The organism is Micromonospora sp. DT228 (assembly GCF_049841595.1).
Classification (GTDB): domain Bacteria; phylum Actinomycetota; class Actinomycetes; order Mycobacteriales; family Micromonosporaceae; genus Micromonospora.
The window spans coordinates 336128-354881 of sequence record NZ_JBNCKO010000004.1 but is presented as its reverse complement, the minus strand read 5'-3'; the positions used below and the strand labels follow the sequence as shown (position 1 = coordinate 354881).

Sequence of the window (18754 nt, the reverse complement as noted above, 5' to 3'; positions counted from 1 at the left end):
CCCACGCCCACTATGGTTACACCAACACCGTCAATAAGCAGGTAGAACCGGCATCAATACTCCAACGGCGTCCGTACGGCCACTCGGGACGGCTGAACGTGAGTCGAACGTCGACGACCGTGGAGACGTACCGGCCGTGTGGGGCGCCGCCGCGCCCCACACGGCCCTACGCCGACGGACACGCCGTCGAGTCGGCCGCGACCGGAGGTCAGCGGCGAGGTCGGGGTGTGCTGCGCTGCTGCACGTACGGCGGGCCAGCGAGGATCAGGTCCGACTTCAGCTCCTGGTACGCCCGCTTGGGCTGGTAGTTCTCGTCGTAGATGGTGGCCAGGCCCTCCGGCGGGTCGTCGAACCAGCCCGGCACCCAGGAGTGCTTGTCACTGAAACCCCAGACCGTGTACGACAGGCAGCTCCGCACCGCGAGGCACGCCTTCATCAGCACGCTGAAGTTGGCGGCCGACGCCTGCAACCGGGGGTTGATCTCCTCCGCGTTGCCGGCCTGGACGCCTGCCGTCAGCTGACTGCGGACGTCGACCTCGGTGAACGCGGTGGCGACGCCGAGTCCACTGAACTTCTTCAGCGCGGCGGTCACCTGGAGGGTGTCGAAGTTGCCGTACTGGGTGCCCAGGTGACCCTGGGAACCGACGCCGTCGATCGGCACACCCTGGGCGCGCAGCCCCTTGGTCATCTCGTAGACGAACTGGGTCTTGTCGTCCGCCGGGTTGCCGGAGCCGAACGCCTCGATGTTGTAGTCGTTGTAGAACAGCAGGGCCTTGGGGTCGGCCGCCCGCGCCCAGCGGAACGCGTCGGCGATGTAGCCGGGCCCGAGGTTCTCCGCCCAGAAACCCTTGTAGTGCAGGGTCGACGGGGTGTCCCAGGGGTCGCTGACCGCCTCGTTGACCACGTCCCACTGCCAGATCTTGCCCCGGTACCGGTTGACGACAGTGGTGATGTGCTTGCGCAGCAGCTCGCGCAGCTCCTGCTTGCTGATGGAGCCGTCGGCGACACCACCCGTCAGCCAGGCGGGCAGTTGGTTGTGCCAGACCAGCACGTGCCCGCGGACGCTCTGCCGGTTGCGCTTGGCGAAGTCGATGAGCTGGTCGGCCGCGGCCCAGTTGTAGGTGCCCCGGGTGGGCTCCAGGACCTCCCACTTCATCACGTTCTCGGCGGTGACCGAGGTGAACTCCGAGGAGGCCAGCGCGCGGTACTGCGGGTCACCGGCGTCGTCGAGCGCATCCATGTTGACCGCGGTGCCGACGTGGAGGCCGTGGCGCAGGCCGAGGGCGCCGAGGCTCTGCGCGGTGGGGTCGTACGGCCGGCTCGCGGTGGCGGGCACCGAGTTCAGCGCCGCAACGGTGACGACGGCGACCACGCCGACGGTGGTCCACTGTCTCAGCAACATGTGCCTTCCTTTCCAGACCTTGATCGACAAGTGTCGATCAATAAGGTGCGGGTCCGGTGTTGGCGGATGGGGAGCGGGATTCGCGATCGAGCGCCCTGGCGCGGGCAGTGGGCCGGTAGTTCCGGCCGGTGACCGGAAACCTGCTCGAAACGTTAAGGCCGTCTATGTCCAGGCGTCAACGCTGAAAACTTCCGGAAATTCGTCATATGACCTGCGCGGGCTCGTTGGAGATGCCCGCGAAACTTCCGGATGACGGGGGTGTGCTGCGGCCACGCTGCCGACATCGTCGAACAACATGAAGCGCCCGCCTCCGATATCGGAGGCGGGCGCCTCATGCGTCTGGCGTTGCTTACGAGCGCTCGGCGACCAGACCAACGAAGGCCCGCCAGGACTCCGGCGCGAAGATCAGCGCCGGCCCGGCCGGATCCTTCGAGTCCCGTACGCCGACGATGCCGGGAAGGTTGTCGGCGACCTCTACGCAGGCCCCTTGATTGCTGCCGCTGCGGGTGCTCTTGTGCCAACGTGCGCCGGTCAGGTCCATGACTTTGCCGCTTCCGTTATCAGCTCGGTGGACTGTTGCAGGGTCAGCGCCTCGGCGAGGATGGCTTCCCACTGCTCACGCAGGGCCGCTACCTCGGCAGTCCGCTCGACCACCTGACCCCGGAGCCGGTTGTCGAGGTAGCCCACATCAACCACATCCGCCAGGGTCGCGAGGACAAACGGCCCGTCGAGGCCAGCGTACGCGCCGACACCGCGTGGAACGACATGGATTCGTACCCGCCGCCGGTCCTGGTTGAGCTGCGCCAAGTGGAACAGTTGCTCACGCATCACCGCCGCGCCACCGACGGGACGCCGAAGAACGGCATCGTCCAGGACGGCGACGAGGTGTGGTGGGTCGTCACTGGTAAGGATCTTCTGCCGGGTGAGCCTTCCAGCTACCCGCGTCTCGACCTCCTCGGCGCTAACCCGGCCGTCGCTGGCGAACACGGCACGGGCGTACGCCTCGGTCTGCAAGAGACCCGGCACCCACGCGACCTCACACCATCGCAACGTGCGAGCCTGCTGCTCGAAAGTGATCCACTCACGCAGCCAGAGCGGCGCGGCGTCAAGGTCGGAGAGCCGATCGAGCAGCCGAGCGAACATTCCTCCGGCCCTTCCCCGCCTCTAGCTCGCGTACCCCCATGTGTCCCCACCAGGGCGAACGTTGGCCTTCGCGGTCTCTCCAACGTGGTCGAACACCTTCCGACACTAGGCGGTCACGCACAAGAGTGGAACCAGGCGGCGCGGCCGGTAGGGACCCGAAACCCGGCGGACGCGTTCGCACCGGGGCCGCCCCTGCGGGCGAGCGCTCCTGGGGCGGCCCCTTCCCAACAGCAGCAGGGGGAGAACTGTGCCCGACGAGAAGCCGAAGCCGAAGCGTGAGCCGACGCCGCCCGCCAAGCTCGACGCACCGATAGCGCCGTTTGGCCCCTGGCCGCCTGGACCGATCCCGTCCGCTGGCCTACCGCCGCCGGCCGATCGCCGCGCCCGCCGCTGGACTTCTCGCGTCGCCCGCGCCCATATCCCGATGCGCCCCGCGTGGCTGTGCCGCAACTGCGCCGCGCCCTGGCCGTGCAACCCGGCGCAGCTCCACCTCGCGACCGCGGAAGGAACCCGTGTCGCCTGCTCGGGCGTCGCTACGGGAGCTGACCTGTGCGCTCAGCGCAGGCCGGCGAAGAGGTCGTCCTCGGGGGTCGGCGCGTCGGTGTGGTCCCGAACCCGAACGAAGGTCTCCACTCCCATCAGCTCCGTGAACCGCTCTCGGCCCAGTTGCAGGAAGAAGATGTTCTCGGTCTGGCTGGCGTGGGTGGCCAGGGCGTCGAACTTCTGCGCCCCGAAGCTGCTCGTGTCCACCCACGTGCTGATCTCGTCGTCGGGCAGGCCGAGCTGCGGCATCGGCTCCGGCTCCGCCCCCGGGGCCGGCTCGTCCCACTCGACGCCGAGCTCCTGCATGATCTGACCGAACTGCTCGAACGCGGTGCGCGGCACCGTGGTCCAGTAGACCTTCGCCGGGGTGTCCGTCAGCTCCACGGCGGCCATGGTGATCCGGTGCGCCTGGATGTGGTCCGGGTGGCCGTAGAAGCCGTTCTCGTCGTACGTGACGATCACGTCGGGCTGGTACTGCCGGATCAGCTCGGCGAGGCGGTCCGCCGCCTCCGCCACCGGCGTGGTCCAGAACGCGCCGGGCTGGTCGTTCGTCGGCCAGCCCATCATCCCGGAGTCGGCGTAACCGAGGGTCTCCAGGTGGCTGACCTTCAACACCGCGCAGCTGGCCTCCAACTCGGCCTGGCGCATCGCCACGACAGCGGCGGGGTCGTGCTTCGGGTCACCCGGCTTGACCCCACCCGGGCCGTCGCCGCATCGCCCGTCGGTGCAGGTCACCAGCACCGTCGTGATCCCCTCCGCGGCGTAGCGGGCAAGGACGCCACCGGTGCTCGTCGCCTCGTCGTCGGGATGGGCGTGCACCGCCATCAGGGTCAGAGGTCGCTCAGCCATGCCATCACCCTACGGTCGTTTCCGCACCCGGAGTCGCGCGGGGCGACGCTGTGTGCATCCTAGCCAGCGCGCGGCGGGCCGGGGCCGAGCACCGGCAAACCCCGATCGCCCACCCGGCGGGTTCCCTACATTGAAGCGTGGCCAGCACGTCCGAGGGGTTGGTACGCGAGGAGAGGTCCGGCATGGGGGCATCGTTTGGTGACGTGCGGCAGGTCGACGCCGGGGTCCTGACCGTCGGGTACGTGGACGCCGGGCCGTCCGACGGTCCCGCGGTGATCCTCCTGCACGGCTGGCCGTACGACATCCACAGCTTCGTCGACGTCGTGCCGCTGCTCACCGACGCCGGCTATCGGGTCGTCGTGCCGTACCTGCGGGGCTACGGCACGACCCGGTTCCTCTCCGACGACACCATGCGCAACGGCGAACCGGCGGCCATGGGGCTCGACCTCATCGCCCTCATGGACGCCCTGAAGATCGACACCGCGAAGCTGGCCGGGTTCGACTGGGGCGCGCGGACGGCCGACGTCGTGGCCGCCCTGTGGCCCGAGCGCTGCCGGGGGCTGGTCTCGGTGAGTGGCTACCTGATCGACGGCCAGGCATCGGGCAAGGTGCCGCTGCCCCCGAAGGCGGAACTGGCCTGGTGGTACCAGTACTACTTCGCCACCGAACGCGGCCGGGAGGGCTACGACAAGAACCGGCGCGACTTCGCCAGGTTGATCTGGCACACCGCGTCCCCGAAGTGGTCGTTCGACGATGCCACCTTCGACCGCAGCGCGGCCGCGTTCGACAACCCCGACCACGTGGACATCGTGATCCACAACTACCGGTGGCGGCTGGCCCTCGCCCCCGGCGAGTCGCAGTACGACGAGGTGGAGAAGCGGCTGGCCGCGAAACCGAAGATCACGGTGCCCAGCATCTCGCTGGAAGGGGACGCCAACGGCGCGCCGCACCTGGAACCCGCCGTCTACGGCAAGCAGTTCGCCGGGCAGTACGAGCACCGGACCATCGGCGGCGGCGTCGGGCACAACCTGCCCCAGGAGGCCCCCCGGGCGTTCGCGGACGCCGTGCTGGACGTCTGAGGGCTGTCGCTATCCCCGGCGGCCCGGTCGCTGGGGCTCCGGACGTTCCACCCGCACCGGGTCGCCGCGAACCAGGTCGTCGTGCACCCGCCACCGGGCCGTGGTGACGGCGGCGCGGGCCGCCTCGTCGCCCTGCTCGACGCGTTGGCGCAGCAGTCGCAGGGCGACCCGGCGGTTGAGGCTGAACTGCCGTTCCTCGTCCACCACGACGACGAGGCCCGACGGGCGGTGCGTCGCGCGGACCGCCGTGCTGGCCTTGTTGCGGTGCTGACCACCCGGACCGCCGGTACGGCAGCCGACGATGTCGACGTCCGCCTCGGCGAACGGCGTCGGCGCGGCGTCGGGCAGCGGCTGCTGCGCGGTGACGTACCAGTTCTTCCGGCCCGTGCTCGTCCGGTACGGACTCGGCGCCTGCCAGCACAGCGTCCCGGTCCACGAGGCCGCGAACGCGTCCGCGTCCGCGCCGGTGATCCGGATGAGCGCCGAGCGGTAGGTGCCGGGCCGATCGCCAGGCGTCACCTGGACCTGTTCGATCGTCAGACCTCGGCGGGCGCCGGCGTCGCTCAGCCGATGCAGGAGGTGGGCCAGCGCCCACGCGCACTCCTGCGGACCACGACCCGCGGACAGCAGCAGGAGCACGCTCACGACCGGCCCCGTCCGTCGCGGTGGCCCCGCCGCTGGCCGCGGGAGGTGGACCCGAGGTCGGGCGTCTTGTAGGTGACCAGGGGAGTCGTCCGGACCACCGGAGTGGCCAACCGGTGCGCGACGAGATCGGCGATCACCTGCTCGATGCGCTTGTACGCCGTGGGCGCCTCCTCGAAGAGCAGTTGGCGGTCGCCGCACACCACGAGCGAGCCGACGGGCGTGCGGCGGAGCTCCTCCACCGTGTGCTTGGCCCGGCCCCGCCGCAGGGCGTCGGCGCGCGACATCTTGCGGCCGGCGCCGTGCGCCACCGAATGGTTGGCCTCCGGCCCGGCGTGGGCGGCCACCAGGTAGGAGGCCGTGCCCCGGGTGCCGGCGACGAGGACGTCGCGGCCGTCGCCCGGCGCCGCGCCCTTGCGGTGCAGGTAGACCCCGTCGGAGACCTCGACCAGGTTGTGGCACTGATCGACGATCGGCGCGGTCGGCTCCGCCCCCAACGCGTACGCGACCCGCGCCGCCAGCACCCGGCGGTTGAGCGAACCCCAGCGCACGGCGTCGTCGTGCATCGCCAGGTAGGCGGCGGGATCGGGAGCGGCGCCGGCGCCGTGCACCTCGGTGTGCGCCCGCAGGATCCGCTCGCCCAGACCACGGGAACCGCTGTGGACGATGAGCACGAGATCGCCGGCGTCGAGGCCGAGACGACTCGCGTGGTGCGCGTCGAGGACGGTGTCGACGCGCGCCAGCTCGACGAAGTGGTTGCCGCGACCGACCGTCCCGAGCCCGTCCAGGTGACCGGCCGGAACGTCACCCTCGACGACAGCCCAGGCCGGGTCGTCGGCGTCCCGTTCCGGGTCCAACGCGCGGTCGAGGTCGGGGAACCGGGTGGCGAGGCGCTCCGGCACGGCGCGCTTGAGCGCGATGGGGAACACGGCGATGCCGCAGCCGATGTCGGAGCCCACCAGGAACGGGTACAGCACCCGCGACGTCATGGCCGCGCCGATGGGCGCGCCCTTGCCGGGGTGCAGATCCGGCATCGCCGCAACGTGGATCATGCCGTCGAGGGCGGCAACCTGCTGGCACTGGTCGAGCGCGGCGGACTCGATCCAGCTCGCGGGTGAGGCGAACACCGTGACGGTGGCCGGGGCGGACGGGGACAGGGACTCCCGAGGGGAGTGGTGCTGAGACAAGGAGACTCACTTCGTACAAGACGCGGGAACGGACGACGGCACGCCCTCCGGGAGATGTCACCGGGGCGGATGAATGGGGGAGTTCCGTCAGTACGTCATGGACGTCACTCTCGTGCAGTCCGTGGAGTACGGCAAACGATTTTCCGCCACGACGGACGCCGCCGCAGCGGCCCGCCGCGCGGGCACTGACGGTAGCGCGACAGCTGTCGGATGAGTGATCGCCCCTGGCCAGCAGTTGGTCCACTATGCGTTCATGCTGACTGGGCGTGACGGCCTGCTGGTGGAGGCCCGTACCGCGCTGGTCCGGGCCGCCGGTGCGGTGGTGGTCGGCCCGGCCGGTGTCGGGCGCACCGCCCTCGCCCGCACCGCCGTCGCCGACCTGCCGCCCCGACTGTTCCGCGAGGTCTGGATCACCGCGACCGAAGCGAGCAAGGAGGTGCCGTTCGGCGCGCTCGGCCAACTCCTCAGCGGCGGTCACCTTCCCCTGCACCCGGCCCTGGTGCACACGAGCGTGCTGGCCGCCCTCCGCGACAGGTGCGGTCCCGGTCGTACCCCGGTCCTGGTCGTCGACGACGCCCACCTGCTCGACGGGCCGTCGGCAGCGGTGCTGCTCGGTCTCGTCCAGGCCCGCGCGGTCCGTGCGCTCGTCACCGTCCGGTCCGGGGTCGCGGCCCCGGACGCGGTGGTCGCGCTCTGGAAGGACGTCGGGCTGCCCCGGCTGATCGTGCCGGCCCTCGCCGAGGACGCGGTCGGCGCCCTGGCCGAGCAACTGTTGTCCGGCCCGGTCAGTCGCGCCACCACCGGGCTGCTGTGGCAGTGGACGGGCGGGCTGCCACAACTGGCGGTCGCGTTGATCGACCACGGACGCGAGATCGGTTCGCTGGTACGCGACCCCGACCAGTGGCGGTGGCGGGCCGCCCTGGCGGTGCCGGCGCAGGTGGCCGACCTGCTCGATCGCGAACTGGACCGCGTCGGTCGTCCCGGCGAGGATGCCCTGGCCGCGTTGGCCCTCGGCGGACCCCTGCCGCTGTCGGTCGTGGAGGCGGCCGCGTCGGCGGAGGTGATCGCCGATCTCGAACAGCTCGGCATGGTCCGCAGCGAGCAGAGCGACGATCAGATCCTGGTACGACTGCGCCACCCGATGCTCGGTGCCGTGGTGCGTCGCCGGATGTCGCCCGCGCGACGTCGCCGGGTGTCCGCCGCCCTGTTGGCCAGCACGCCGCCGGGCGCGACCCGAGGAGCACACGCGATGGCCAGCGCGCTCTGGGCGGTGCACGCCGGTCAACCGGCCGGGTCGGCAGAGCTGATCAAGTCCGCCAACCTCTGCCGGTACGCGGATCCGGCCGCCTCCGAACAGCTCGCCCGACGGGCCCGGGAGCACGGTGGCGGGGCGCCGGCGGCGGTGGCGCTCGCCGCCGCCCTCGTCGAGCAGAGCCGCACCGTCGAGGCGTACGAGACGCTGGCGGCGGCACACCGGGATGCCGAGGCAACCGGTGATCGGGGCGCCCAGTTGACCGTCCGGGTGGCGCTGGCCCGGCACCGGGCCTGGGTGGGGCGTGCACCTGCGCAGGCGTACGACGATCTGCTGTGGATCCGCGCGGACGCCGAGGCCACCGGCGACGCGGACATCCGGGCGGAGGCGGCGACGGTCGCCGTGGTGGTGCGTCTCTTCAGCGGGCAGGCGGCGCGGGCGCTGCACGGTGCCCGCGAGTTACTTGCCGAGTCACTTCCGCCGGCCGGCCGGCTCCGTGTCACGTTGGCGTCGGTGGTCGCGCTGGCGCTGACCGGGCGCACCGAGGAGGCGGCGCGGGTGGGCCGTGCGGCGGTCGCGGCGGTGGAGCGGTCCGGCTCGTCGGCACTGCCGTTCGCCCGGGGGATGGCCGGGGCGGCACTGGCGTTCGCCGAGCTGTGGCGGGAGCCCGTCCCGACCGGCCCGGTCTCCGACCCGGCCACGGGACGGTGGCCGATGCCCAGTGATCCGCTGGTCTCCGGTCTGTCCCACACCGCGTGGCCGGTCTTCGACGGGTACGCCCAACGGGTCAGCGGGGACCGGGCCGGGGCGATCAGCCGGCTCCGGGACGCCGTCGCGCAGCAGGCCGACGGGGAAGGGCTGTTCCGCTCCGAGGCCACCGGCTGGCTCGCCATCACCCTGGCCGAGGACGGCCACCCGGACGAGGCCGAGGCGGTGCTGCGGGAGCACCCCGTCGACGCGGTCGCGTTGGTGCCGGGTCTGCGGCCGTGGGCGACGGCCGCGGTCGGCGCGGCGTCCGGTCAGCGAACGCGTGCGGCACTGTTGATGGACGAGGCGATCGCCGTCGCCCGCACCTCCGGGTGCTGGCTTGTGGAACTGGGGTATCTCATCTACGCGGCGCACCTCGATCCGGTCGCCGGCCCGTCCCGGTACGCGGCCCGCATCGCCGAAGCCCTCGGGCACGTGGACGCCGAACGGCTGGTCACCGCCGGCCGGGCGGTGATCGCGCTGGCCGGCCGGAACCCGACGGTGATGCTGGAACACGCCCACCGCCTGGTGGAACTGAACATGAAGGGTGAGGCGCTGCGGATGGTCGACGAGGTCGCCCGGCGATCCGGTACGCCGGCCAGCACCCGGCTCGTCGTCGACCTGCGCACCCGCCTGCGGGCCGCGGCGCCTGGCGACCCGGCGGTGGCGGCGGGGCTCACCGCACGCGAGACCCAGATCGCCGGGTTCGCCGCCCGTGGCCTGTCCGACCGGGAGATCGCCGACCAGTTGGTGCTGTCGGTGCGTACGGTGCAGACCCATCTCGGTCGGGCGTACCGCAAACTCGCGGTGACCTCCCGGCGTGAGCTGTCGGACGCGTTACGCCTGGCCGGCTGAGGGCTGGGCGACGGCCGTGGGTGCGCCACGGCCGTCGCCTCCCGGGGAAACCACTAGCTGTTCTTCGTGTAGCAGGTGATCTTGCCGTTGGAGTCCTCGTGGCACTCCGCCCCCTTGGCGCCGAGGAGGTTGACCGCGCCGACCAGCAACGTGATGCCCAGCCCGGTCAGGATCCCCTTGCCCACCGTCTTGGCCAACTCCTCGAAGTTGGCGGTGACGTCCAGGCGGAACGTGACCGACGCGTACCGGATCTGCTCCCACAGCTCGGCGATGCGCGGGTCGTGGCCGGTGATGCTGAAGTCGTCGCTGCTGTGCTCGTCGGTCACCCGACCGGTCGCGACGGCCACGAACACGTTCCTGTTCTGGTGCACCACGTTCGGTCCGGCGGCGAAACTCCAACTGTGGCTGAGGAGACCGTTCTCGTGGACGTGCCCCTGGAACCAGTAGTGGCCGTCGCTGGCCATCCGCAGCCACGCGGTGCCCTTGACGCTCGACGGCAACAGGCTGCCGGAAAACGTGTTGCTCCACTCCTGCTCCAGCCGGTCCATCGCCGTCCGGGTCGACCCGGATGGATGCCCGACCTGTGCGCCGACCTGGCGCAGGGTCAGCGGCGCCCGGATGTCGAGAAACTGCGCGGCGGCCGTACGGACGCTTGCCATGGCGTCACTCTCTCGACTTCCACATGTGCACGGTGCCGTTCTCGTCCTTGTAGGCGTGGACCTTGCCCGGCTGACCGAAGAACGCGACCCACCCGGCGACCACCGCACCCACGATGACGAGCGGAATCCACTTCAGGATGTTGCCGATCAGCTGGCCCACGTTCATCGTCACGCTCAGCCGGAAGTTCACCGTGGCGTTGGTGAGCTGATCCCAGTACTGCGCGATCCGTGGATCGTGCCCGTGCTCGGCGAAGTCGTCACTGCTCTCGTTGTCCGACACCTTGCCGCTGGCGGAAAAGACGAAGGCGTTGCCGTCCGCGTCCACGAAGGCAGGCGTGGCCACCATCGACCAACTGTGCGCGACTGCGCCGTTCTCGTGCACGTGCCCCTCGAACATGTAGAAACCGTCGCTGAACAGCCGCAGCCACGCGCTGCCCTTCACACTCGAGGGGAGCAGACTGCCGGAGAACCACTCGCTCGACGTCTGGTCGAGCTGCACCAGCAGCTGTCGGGTGGACCCGGTGGGGCGGCCGAGGTCGGCGCCGACCGCCCGCACCGTCATCGGCGCCTCGAACCGGAGATACCTGCCGGCCGCCTGACGCAGGCTGGTCATGACGTGGTCACCAGGATCGGCACCAGCGCCCGACCGGTCGGCAGCGGACCCAGGGCCTTGCCCAGGATCGCCCCGACCGCCTTGAGCGGGTCGGCCACCCGCATGGCGTGCCCCCGGGTGGGGGAGGTCGTCAACAGGTCGCCGGGGCGCACCGGGCCGTGTGTCGCGTCGACCAGGCAGTAGACCTTGCCGGCCAGGGCCAGCGGCCGACGCGTGTCGCTGTCCGGCTGCCGGTCCAGCACCATCGCCGGGGCGAAGCTGCCCGCTCCGGAGACCACGCCGGCCACCGCGCTGTCGTACGGCTTGTCGGCCAGTTCCAGCGCGCCGGTCTCGCCGATCACCAGCACCGCGCCGGGAATCGCCGCGGTCAGGTGACCGTCCGCGACGTCGAACTCCTCGGCCAGATCCGCGTTGCTGAGCGAGATGTCGCCGTGCACACCGTCGATGACCACCGTGTACGCCCGGCTGTCCGGGTTGGCGAAGGCCATCGAGCTCTGGTCGCCGTTGATCGCGACCGTGTAGGTGCGGGTCTTGCTGTGGCAGAACTTGATGTGGTTGTTCGAGCCGTCCAGGTCGACCTGGTTGGCGCTGAGGCTGCGGCTGTTGACGTTGTTGGCCGCCCACAGGTTGCCGTTCTGCCCGTCCAGGATGGTGGTGTAGGCGCGCTTGTCGTTCGCCAGGCTGATGGTGCTGGTGCCACCGTTCATCCCGATCGTGTACGCCCGGGTCGTGAAGTTGGTCAGCACCAGACCGTTGTCCGCGCCGTCGAGCACGACGGCCCGCGCGGCCACCGTGTCGGCGGTGATGGTGGTCGGTGGCGACGGGGTCGGCGTCGTCGGTGCCGCCTGGGCGTCACCCTTGACAACCGGAGCGGACGTGGCGGGCGGTCCCTCGGCGCGCTGCGCCTGCTCGGTCTGCCGGGTCTGCGCGGGTGCGCGCACCGGCGGCGGTGCCGGTGCGGCGATGTCCGCCTTGGCCGGCGCGTCGGCAGGGGTGGTCCGCTGCGCAGGTGTGCTTGGTGGGGTGCTGGGGCGGATGATCGCCTCGGCGCTGTCCGGGTTGCTGGCCTTCGCGGCCTCGTTGCTTGTCATACGTCCATTGCACCGGCCAGCCGGCCGGCGATCGTCGGTAGTCGCTACGTAGGTCGGTCCGCCCGACTACGTAGCCACTACCCGGCGTACGCTGCCGCGATGACCGCACCGCGTCGCATCCTGGTCTACGGGGTGCACGGCTCGGGCAAGTCCACTCTCGCCGAACGCCTGGCCGAGCGCCTCGGGTTGCCGTGGCATCCGGTGGACGACCTGGTGTGGCGGCCCGGTTGGGTCGAGGTGCCGGTCGCCGAGCAGCGCGGCCGGATCGAGGAGATCTGCCGTCGGGACACGTGGATCCTCGACGGCGCGTACCACGGGTGGCGGGACGTGCCGCTGGCGCGCGCCGACCTGGTGGTGGCCCTGGACTACCCGTGGTGGCGCTCGTTCTGGCGGTTGCTGCGTCGTACCCTGCGCCGCCTCGGCTCGGGCGAGGTGATCTGCAACGGGAACCGCGAATCACTTGGCAGCGTGCTGTCCGCGGACTCGATCCTGGTCTGGCAGGTCAGCGCGTTCGGCCGGGAACGGCGGCGGATGCGGGCCTGGCAGGCCGATCCGGCCGGGCCGCCGGTGCTGCTGTTCGCGAGCCCGGCGGGACTGGACGACTGGGTGGCGGGCCTGCCCACCAGGTGACGCCGGTCGGCCGCGGATCCACGCCGGCGCACCACGGATCGCCTGGCATACTCCCGACACCGGGCACCCGAAGGGACTGCGCATGAAGTCTGCCGAAGCACCCGTACGCGAGTCGATCACCGCCTTCCTGCACGACTACGCGCGGGCCGTCGAGACCGGTGACAACGCCGTGGTCGCCGCGAGTTACGCAGCGACCTACATCGAGGGTGACCCGAGCACGGCGACCGCCATCACCAACGACGCCGCGTACCGGGCCGCACTCGACGGGCGGCACACCGCGATGACCGAGCAGTTCGGTCTCCGCGGGGCCCAGGTGACGGTCCTGGACGTGCTCGACCTCGCACCGGGGTACGTCCTCGTCCCCACCCACTGGACGTTGGACTTCGCGCCGCCCACCGGTGAGGCCGGCAGCGCGCGGTTCGCGCAGACCTATGTCGTGCGGCTGGGGGACGACAGGCCACAGATCCTGCTCTACCTCTCGCACGTTCGAGAGGACGACGCCATGCGGGAGTTGGGTCTGACCGACTGACCCGGCCCCGGCGGCTCCCGGACCCGTTGACCGGCACACCACCGTCGGCCCACCCCTGGGGAGTGGGCCGACGGTGGTGCGCGTGGTCAGTCCCGGAGGCGCCCGACCGGTGGGTCACCGGCCGGGCCTCCGATCAGGACTTTCGGGTGCGACGCCGGGCGAGGAAGAACGCGAACGCGCCCAGCACGACGAGCGCACTTCCGATGCCCGTCATGGCGGGGACCTCTCCACCGCCGGTCACCGGCAGGATGGGGCGAGCCCTGCCGCCGGGGCCACCGGGTGCGCCAGGCGATCCGGGTGCACCTTGTGGTCCTTGCGCTCCGGGTGCGCCTTGCGGTCCTTGCGCTCCGGGTGCGCCTTGCGCTCCAGGTGCTCCTTGCGGTCCAGGTGCTCCCTGCGGTCCAGGTGCTCCGGGGCTGCCGGGTGCTCCGGGGCTGCCGGGTGCGCCAGGCGCTCCGGGTGCTCCGGGGCTGCCGGGTGCTCCGGGGCTACCGGGGGTGCCAGGCGCTCCGGGGCTGCCGGGTGCGCCAGGGGTACCACGGGCTCCGGGGCTCCCGGGCGGACCGGACGGGCCGGACGGTCCGGTGGGCCCGGCTGGTCCGCTGGGCCCGGCTGGTCCGCTGGGCCCGGGTGGTCCGCTGGGCCCGGCGCACAGTGGTGCCGTGATGACGTTGGTGTCGAGGGTGACGGCGGCGGTACGTGCCAGCGCGCGACCCTGGAGGGTCGCGCCCGTGGCCATCGTGATCGCCGCCTGGGCCATGATGGTGCCGACGAATGTGGTGCCCGTGCCGATCGTCGCCGAGCTGCCGATCTTCCAGAAGACGTTGCAGGCCGAAGCGCCGTTGGTCAGGACGACGCTGCTGTTCGACGCCGTCGTCAGCGACGAGTCGATCTGGAAGATGAACACGGCGGCGGGGTCGCCCTGGCCGTTGAGCGTCAACGCCCCGGTCAGCTGTGCGGCCCCGAGGCGGTAGACACCTGGGTTGAGGTTGTTGCCGCCGAGTTCCGCGGGCAGGTTGGTGAACGGTGTCCGTCCGGCGGCGTCGTTGTAGGCGATGGTCAGGTCACTCTGGGCCTGGAGGGCTACCGCGTCACCGAGGTGGATCTCACCGCCGATGGTTGCCGTGCCGAAACCCGCCGCAGTGTTTCCCGGGAATCGTCCGAGGCTCTGACCCAGGAAGCTCGGGCCGGTGTTTGTGGGCTCGGCTCCGGCGAGGACGGAGAAGTTGCCCGCTGTTCCCAGGCCTACCGGTGCGTCGGCGGCACTGGCCGGCGTCGAACCGAGCAGCAGGAAACTCGCGGCGACGGCGGCTGCGGCGGACGCCGCGAGCGCGGGTAGCAGCCTTCGGCGAAGACGATGGTGGTTGGGCTTTGCTGTCACAGAACACCCTCCGTGGGTTACTACCTCGCAAGGAGAGCCCGGTGAGCCACGACCCTGCGTGAAACGGCCTGGATCGCACTGACAAAGTGCGGTCACCACCACATCACGACATGGTCACGTATGCGTACAAAACAGAATATTAGGTACGCAGGATTAGCAATTCCCATTCCCATTCGCATTCACATTGGCCCGAACCGCGTGATCGGCTGGTCGGCCCCTGCGCTCGACATCGCGAAAGGGCGAGCCTTGTCGAATCGACGGTCTTCCTTGTTGCCAGCTCAGCGGCTGTCCTCAGGGCTGGGGTGCCGCTGCGGGCCGGATCGCCCGGCCGTGCACGCAGGGTGCGGACGGGCTGTTGCTGGTGGCCGGGAAACGGAACCGACGTAGCTCCTCGATCACGAATCCTTCGGCGCTGATGGCCGCGACGGTGTCGCGGTTGGTGTGACAGCCGGCGAACAACTTCGGCCACAGTGTCGCGTCGAGCAGGCGTTGGGCTCGGTGCAGGCCGCTGTGCCGCTCGGCGGCGACGTGTTCGAAGAAGCGCAACTGACCACCCGGGCGCAGCACCCGGCTGGCCTCCGCGAGCGCGCTCGCCTGATCCGGCACGGTGCACAACACAAGCGCGACGACCGCCGCGTCGAACTCGCCGTCACCCGCGGGCAGGGCCTCCGCCAGACCGTCGACGACGGTGACCGGCACCGGCGCGCTTGGCGCCGCCCGCTCGGCGGCGGCGCGCAGTCGACGTTCCGGCTCGACCGCGACGACCTCGGTCACCGCGGGTGGATAGTGGGCGAACATCCTGCCGTTGCCCGCGCCGATCTCGATCACCCGACCGGACAGGCCGGCGACCAGGTCCCGTCGGAACTCCGCCGTGCCGGCGCGGTCCATGGCGACGCTGAGTCTCTCGTACACCCGGGCGAACACCGGATGGGACACCGCGGCCACGTCAACCTCCGAGGGGATCAGGTGATCCTCGTTGAACTGTTCTTGAGCGATTGTCCTACATCGCTGCACGGTTTCCGTCTTACTGGTTGGCAGCGGTTGACAACCCAGCGCAGACAGGACGTGTTCGACCATGAAGATCGTCGTCATCGGTGGCAGCGGCCTCATCGGGTCCAAGCTCGTGGACAATCTCGGTGCCCGGGGGCACGAAGCGGTATCGGCGTCACCGAAGACCGGCGTCAACACACTTACCGGCGAGGGAGTGGCCGAGGCGCTCGCCGGCGCCGATGTCGTGGTCGACGTGTCGAACTCGCCGTCGTTCGAGGCCGCCGCCGTGCTGGAGTTCTTCGAGACGTCCACCCGCAATCTCCTCGCCGCCGCGGCGGCGGCCGGGGTGGGCCACTACGCGGCGCTCTCGATCGTTGGGTGCGACCGGATCCCGGACAGCGGGTACATGCGGGCCAAGGTTGCCCAGGAGAAGCTCATCGTCGCGACCGGGATCCCGTACTCCGTGGTGCACGCCACGCAGTTCTTCGAATTTCTCCAGGGGATCATCGACGCCGCCACGGACGGCGACACCGTGCACCTCGCGCCGGTCCTCATCCAACCGATGGCGGCGGACGACGTCGCTGCCGAGGTGGCCGAGGTCGTCGTCGGCGCGCCCACGAACGCGGTGGTCGAGATCGCTGGCCCGGAGCAGTTCCGCCTCGACGAACTGGGCCGATCCATCCTCGCGTCCCGGCAGGATCCCCGGTCGGTGGTGGCCGACCCGGGTGCCCGGTATTTCGGTGCCACGCTTGGCGAACGCTCGTTGGTCCCCGCCGACGGCGCGCGCATCGCCGCCACCGGCCTCGACGACTGGCGTGCCCGGGCGACCCGCCCCGGGTGAGGCGGTTCGCTACCCGGGCGCGACGGGTGGGTCCGTCCGCCCGCCGAGACGCCGCACCAACTCCCGCACCGCCGCGGTGAACGACGCGTCCGCCTCGTCCGGCCAGTGTCCGTGGATGGGAGGGGGAACGCTGTCGCTGGCCGGCGTCACCACGTCGCGGGGATCGCGTTGTCGACGATCCACGGCGTCTGCCGGGTCGCTGCTCGGTGCCGCCCGGGGTGACCGGTGGGAGGAGAAGACCCAGCCGCCGATCGGGTCGGTGTCGCGCCACAGGTTCACCCAGCGCCAACCGACCCGGTGGCCGATGTCGTGCAGTGCCGCATCGTCGATGTAGGCGGGGAAGAGCCGCGCGTAGAGGCGACGCAGCGGTGACCCGTGGGTGAGCAGGGCGACCCGGCTGCCGACCTCCGGGGGGAGCTGAAGCACCGTCGCGGCGAGCAGGACCGAACCGTGGCTGTGCCCGGTGAGCAGCACGGCATTGCCGCTCTCGACGAGGTACGTGATCCGGCGGGTCAGCTCCGGCACCGCGCGTTCGGCGTAGCAGGGCGGTGCGAAGGGGTGGGCGGCTCGGGGCCAGAACGTGCCGAGGTCCCAGAGAACTCCGACGTGCCGCCGGAACGGGATGGTCCGGTAGGCGAAGACGCTGCCGACGATCAGGCCGAGGATGATCGCGGCGATCAGCCAACTGCCGAACGCGATGCTGAAGGTGACCGCGTCCGCCGGCAACCCGATGGTTCTCTCGACGAGGTCGCTGGGGAACTGTCCCAGCAGGCCGATTGTGGTGTTGGCCGTGGCGAGGCCGGCGAGGCAGCCGAAGAGCACCGCCAGCGGCACCAGTTTCTCGGTGAACCGGGCCCGGGCTATCGCGTCGCGGACCTGTCGCAGTCGGGTCCTGGCCTCCGCCGGCGGGTCCGGGAAGTCGTGGGCGACGATCGCCGCGGCGTCGCGACGCCGGCCGCGGCGGGAGATCACGACGACCAGACCGGCGACGATCACTGTGATCACGATCGCGCGCAGGAAGCCGAAGATCACCCACGTGTACGCGCGGGGCGGGCCGGCGGCGATGCCCGCGCCGGTCGGCACGTCCCGGTCGAGGAAGTCAGCCGCCCGGTAGACCAGCTCGGCGGAGTACGCCACCGCCACGCTGACCCCGGCGGCCGCGATCGCGAGCCCACCCAGCCCGAACAGCGGTGTCGCACCCCGCCTCCGGTCCCGGCGTCGGAGCAGCACCACGCCCAGCGCGGCCAGCAGGGTCGTCTGTGCCACGAACAGCCCGGCCAGGGTCGTGTCGTAGCCGGGCAGCTCGCGACGGTCGTCCCACGGCTGCGGGCTGGCCAGCACGTGGGCCACCACGACGACGGTCAGGACGATGGCGGTGGACCGCAGCGCGTGGGTGATCCGGTCGATTCGCCGATCGCTCGCGGCCCGGTCGATCAACGGGGGAGCGCACAGCGATCCCACGCAGGCGGCCAGGACCACCACGGTGGCCACCGTCAGGGCGACGCCGAGGGCGGTGGCGCCGCTGGCGATCCGGGCCAGCAGCAGGGTGAGGTCCAGCGTCGCGAACGCGGCGGCGACGTGGATCGAGCGCAGCCGCCCGACAAGCGGCTCGGCGTCCCACTGACCGACCGCGCCGAGCCGGTGCCCGGAGACCTGCTCGGGTGCGCGAAACGCCTCGAACGTCCGCCCCGGCCGGTTGCTGACCCGCCAGATCAGGCCGATCGCGGTGGCCGGGACCAGCGCGAGCACCGCCAGTCGCAGCCCGACCGGCCGCCCGCTCAACCAGGACAGCCAGCTACGTCCGGTGAGGCAGTTAGACGAGTTCAGACACTTCCAGCCGACGAGATCCAGGGCGACGCCGGCGATGGCGAGCACGTAGAGCACGGTGAGCGTGAGCGCCAGCACCCGGTACAGCGACCTGACCACCGCCTCGGAACCGGAGTTCGCGGGACGCATCCAGATCGCCACGTTGACGAGCATGAACGGAAGCAGGAAGACCAGCCCCAGGGCGCGGGCCACGGTCCCGGAGGGCAGATCACCCCAGCGGTACGCCTCCAGCGTCAACCCGTGTGCGCCTGTGGCGTCCGAATATTGGGGGCGCGGCCGGTAGAAGCCCCCGCTGCGGTCACCCGCCACCTGCGCGGTCTGCCGTAGGTCCAGCACCTCTTCGGCGTTCGCGCCGGAGACCCCGTGCACCCGCAGCTCCACGATGCCGCCGGCGATGTCTGGCCCGCTCAACCGCGCTGATCCATCCGATGGTCCCCCCGAGGCGTCTCGGCGGCCCATGGCACACGATCCACCCGGGGCCAGCCCTGTCCGCA

At 71.1% G+C, this 18754-nt stretch carries 18 protein-coding genes and 1 pseudogene; 5 read left to right on the top strand and 14 right to left on the bottom strand.

The genetic code is table 11. The features are described 5' to 3' along the window. Window positions 1–208: 208 nt before the first annotated feature. From ACLQ29_RS11070 to ACLQ29_RS11055, 4 genes are all read right to left on the bottom strand, one after another. Window positions 209–1402, bottom strand: a complete 1194-nt coding sequence (locus ACLQ29_RS11070; RefSeq protein WP_425771514.1) for an endo-1,4-beta-xylanase — start codon at window positions 1400–1402, stop codon at window positions 209–211. Between the two features lie 349 nt (window positions 1403–1751). Next, window positions 1752–1943: a DUF397 domain-containing protein gene (locus ACLQ29_RS11065; RefSeq protein WP_425771513.1), complete on the bottom strand. Its 192-nt coding sequence runs from the start codon at window positions 1941–1943 to the stop codon at window positions 1752–1754. Next, on the bottom strand, window positions 1934–2545 hold the full coding sequence (locus ACLQ29_RS11060) for a DUF5753 domain-containing protein (RefSeq protein WP_425771512.1): 612 nt from the start codon (window positions 2543–2545) through the stop codon (window positions 1934–1936). The genes ACLQ29_RS11065 and ACLQ29_RS11060 overlap by 10 nt, the downstream gene beginning before the upstream one ends. Before the next feature lie 555 nt (window positions 2546–3100). Further along, window positions 3101–3937 (bottom strand): PIG-L family deacetylase, encoded by an 837-nt coding sequence (locus ACLQ29_RS11055; protein ID WP_393367282.1) that lies wholly within the window; start codon window positions 3935–3937, stop codon window positions 3101–3103. A gap of 182 nt (window positions 3938–4119) precedes the next feature. On the opposite strand from ACLQ29_RS11055, the gene ACLQ29_RS11050 reads away from it, so the two are divergent. Next, a complete protein-coding gene (locus ACLQ29_RS11050) occupies window positions 4120–5016 on the top strand; it encodes an alpha/beta fold hydrolase (protein WP_425771511.1) in 897 nt (298 codons plus the stop codon). Window positions 5017–5025: 9 nt separating this feature from the next. On the opposite strand, the gene prfH is transcribed toward ACLQ29_RS11050, so the two are convergent. Together prfH and ACLQ29_RS11040 are read right to left on the bottom strand one after the other, a co-directional pair. Further along, the gene (gene prfH, locus ACLQ29_RS11045) at window positions 5026–5661 is read right to left on the bottom strand and encodes a peptide chain release factor H (protein ID WP_425771510.1); all 636 of its coding nucleotides are present in this window, start codon (window positions 5659–5661) and stop codon (window positions 5026–5028) included. Further along, complete coding sequence (locus ACLQ29_RS11040) at window positions 5658–6845, bottom strand: RNA ligase RtcB family protein (protein ID WP_425771509.1); 1188 nt, start codon at window positions 6843–6845, stop codon at window positions 5658–5660. Before ACLQ29_RS11040 ends, prfH begins: the two co-directional genes overlap by 4 nt. Window positions 6846–7098: 253 nt before the next feature. On the opposite strand from ACLQ29_RS11040, the gene ACLQ29_RS11035 reads away from it, so the two are divergent. Then, window positions 7099–9699: a LuxR C-terminal-related transcriptional regulator gene (locus ACLQ29_RS11035; protein ID WP_425771508.1), complete on the top strand. Its 2601-nt coding sequence runs from the start codon at window positions 7099–7101 to the stop codon at window positions 9697–9699. A 53-nt stretch (window positions 9700–9752) separates the two neighbouring features. On the opposite strand, the gene ACLQ29_RS11030 is transcribed toward ACLQ29_RS11035, so the two are convergent. The 3 genes from ACLQ29_RS11030 to ACLQ29_RS11020 are packed head-to-tail and all read right to left on the bottom strand — an operon-like array spanning window position 9753 to window position 12062. Beyond that, window positions 9753–10358 (bottom strand): hypothetical protein, encoded by a 606-nt coding sequence (locus ACLQ29_RS11030; RefSeq protein WP_393367287.1) that lies wholly within the window; start codon window positions 10356–10358, stop codon window positions 9753–9755. Window positions 10359–10362: 4 nt separating this feature from the next. Then, on the bottom strand, window positions 10363–10971 hold the full coding sequence (locus tag ACLQ29_RS11025; RefSeq protein ID WP_425771507.1) for a hypothetical protein: 609 nt from the start codon (window positions 10969–10971) through the stop codon (window positions 10363–10365). After that, window positions 10968–12062, bottom strand: coding sequence for a hypothetical protein (locus ACLQ29_RS11020; protein WP_425771506.1), 1095 nt, complete (start codon window positions 12060–12062; stop codon window positions 10968–10970). The genes ACLQ29_RS11025 and ACLQ29_RS11020 overlap by 4 nt, the downstream gene beginning before the upstream one ends. 99 nt (window positions 12063–12161) lie before the next feature. Between ACLQ29_RS11020 and ACLQ29_RS11015 the strand changes: the two genes are divergently transcribed. Together ACLQ29_RS11015 and ACLQ29_RS11010 are read left to right on the top strand one after the other, a co-directional pair. After that, window positions 12162–12692, top strand: a complete 531-nt coding sequence (locus ACLQ29_RS11015; protein WP_425771505.1) for an AAA family ATPase — start codon at window positions 12162–12164, stop codon at window positions 12690–12692. 82 nt (window positions 12693–12774) lie between these two features. Further along, the gene (locus ACLQ29_RS11010) at window positions 12775–13221 is read left to right on the top strand and encodes a hypothetical protein (protein WP_425771504.1); all 447 of its coding nucleotides are present in this window, start codon (window positions 12775–12777) and stop codon (window positions 13219–13221) included. 133 nt (window positions 13222–13354) lie between these two features. On the opposite strand, the gene ACLQ29_RS11005 is transcribed toward ACLQ29_RS11010, so the two are convergent. The 4 genes and pseudogenes from ACLQ29_RS11005 to ACLQ29_RS10990 form a co-directional block, all read right to left on the bottom strand. Further along, window positions 13355–13462, bottom strand: a complete 108-nt coding sequence (locus ACLQ29_RS11005; RefSeq protein WP_425771656.1) for an LPXTG cell wall anchor domain-containing protein — start codon at window positions 13460–13462, stop codon at window positions 13355–13357. Then, window positions 13459–13761 carry a hypothetical protein gene (locus tag ACLQ29_RS11000; protein ID WP_425771655.1) on the bottom strand — a complete coding sequence of 101 codons (303 nt, stop codon included), beginning with the start codon at window positions 13759–13761 and terminating at the stop codon, window positions 13459–13461. The genes ACLQ29_RS11005 and ACLQ29_RS11000 overlap by 4 nt, the downstream gene beginning before the upstream one ends. Before the next feature lie 181 nt (window positions 13762–13942). Next, window positions 13943–14602: pseudogene (locus ACLQ29_RS10995) on the bottom strand (ice-binding family protein); the annotation flags it as partial. Window positions 14603–14893: 291 nt separating this feature from the next. Beyond that, a complete protein-coding gene (locus ACLQ29_RS10990; protein ID WP_425771503.1) occupies window positions 14894–15694 on the bottom strand; it encodes a class I SAM-dependent methyltransferase in 801 nt (266 codons plus the stop codon). Between ACLQ29_RS10990 and ACLQ29_RS10985 the strand changes: the two genes are divergently transcribed. After that, window positions 15678–16433: an SDR family oxidoreductase gene (locus tag ACLQ29_RS10985; protein ID WP_425771502.1), complete on the top strand. Its 756-nt coding sequence runs from the start codon at window positions 15678–15680 to the stop codon at window positions 16431–16433. The two genes, ACLQ29_RS10990 and ACLQ29_RS10985, sit on opposite strands and share 17 nt — an antisense overlap. Window positions 16434–16442: 9 nt before the next feature. On the opposite strand, the gene ACLQ29_RS10980 is transcribed toward ACLQ29_RS10985, so the two are convergent. After that, window positions 16443–18671: a hypothetical protein gene (locus ACLQ29_RS10980; RefSeq protein WP_425771501.1), complete on the bottom strand. Its 2229-nt coding sequence runs from the start codon at window positions 18669–18671 to the stop codon at window positions 16443–16445. Window positions 18672–18754: the final 83 nt, after the last annotated feature.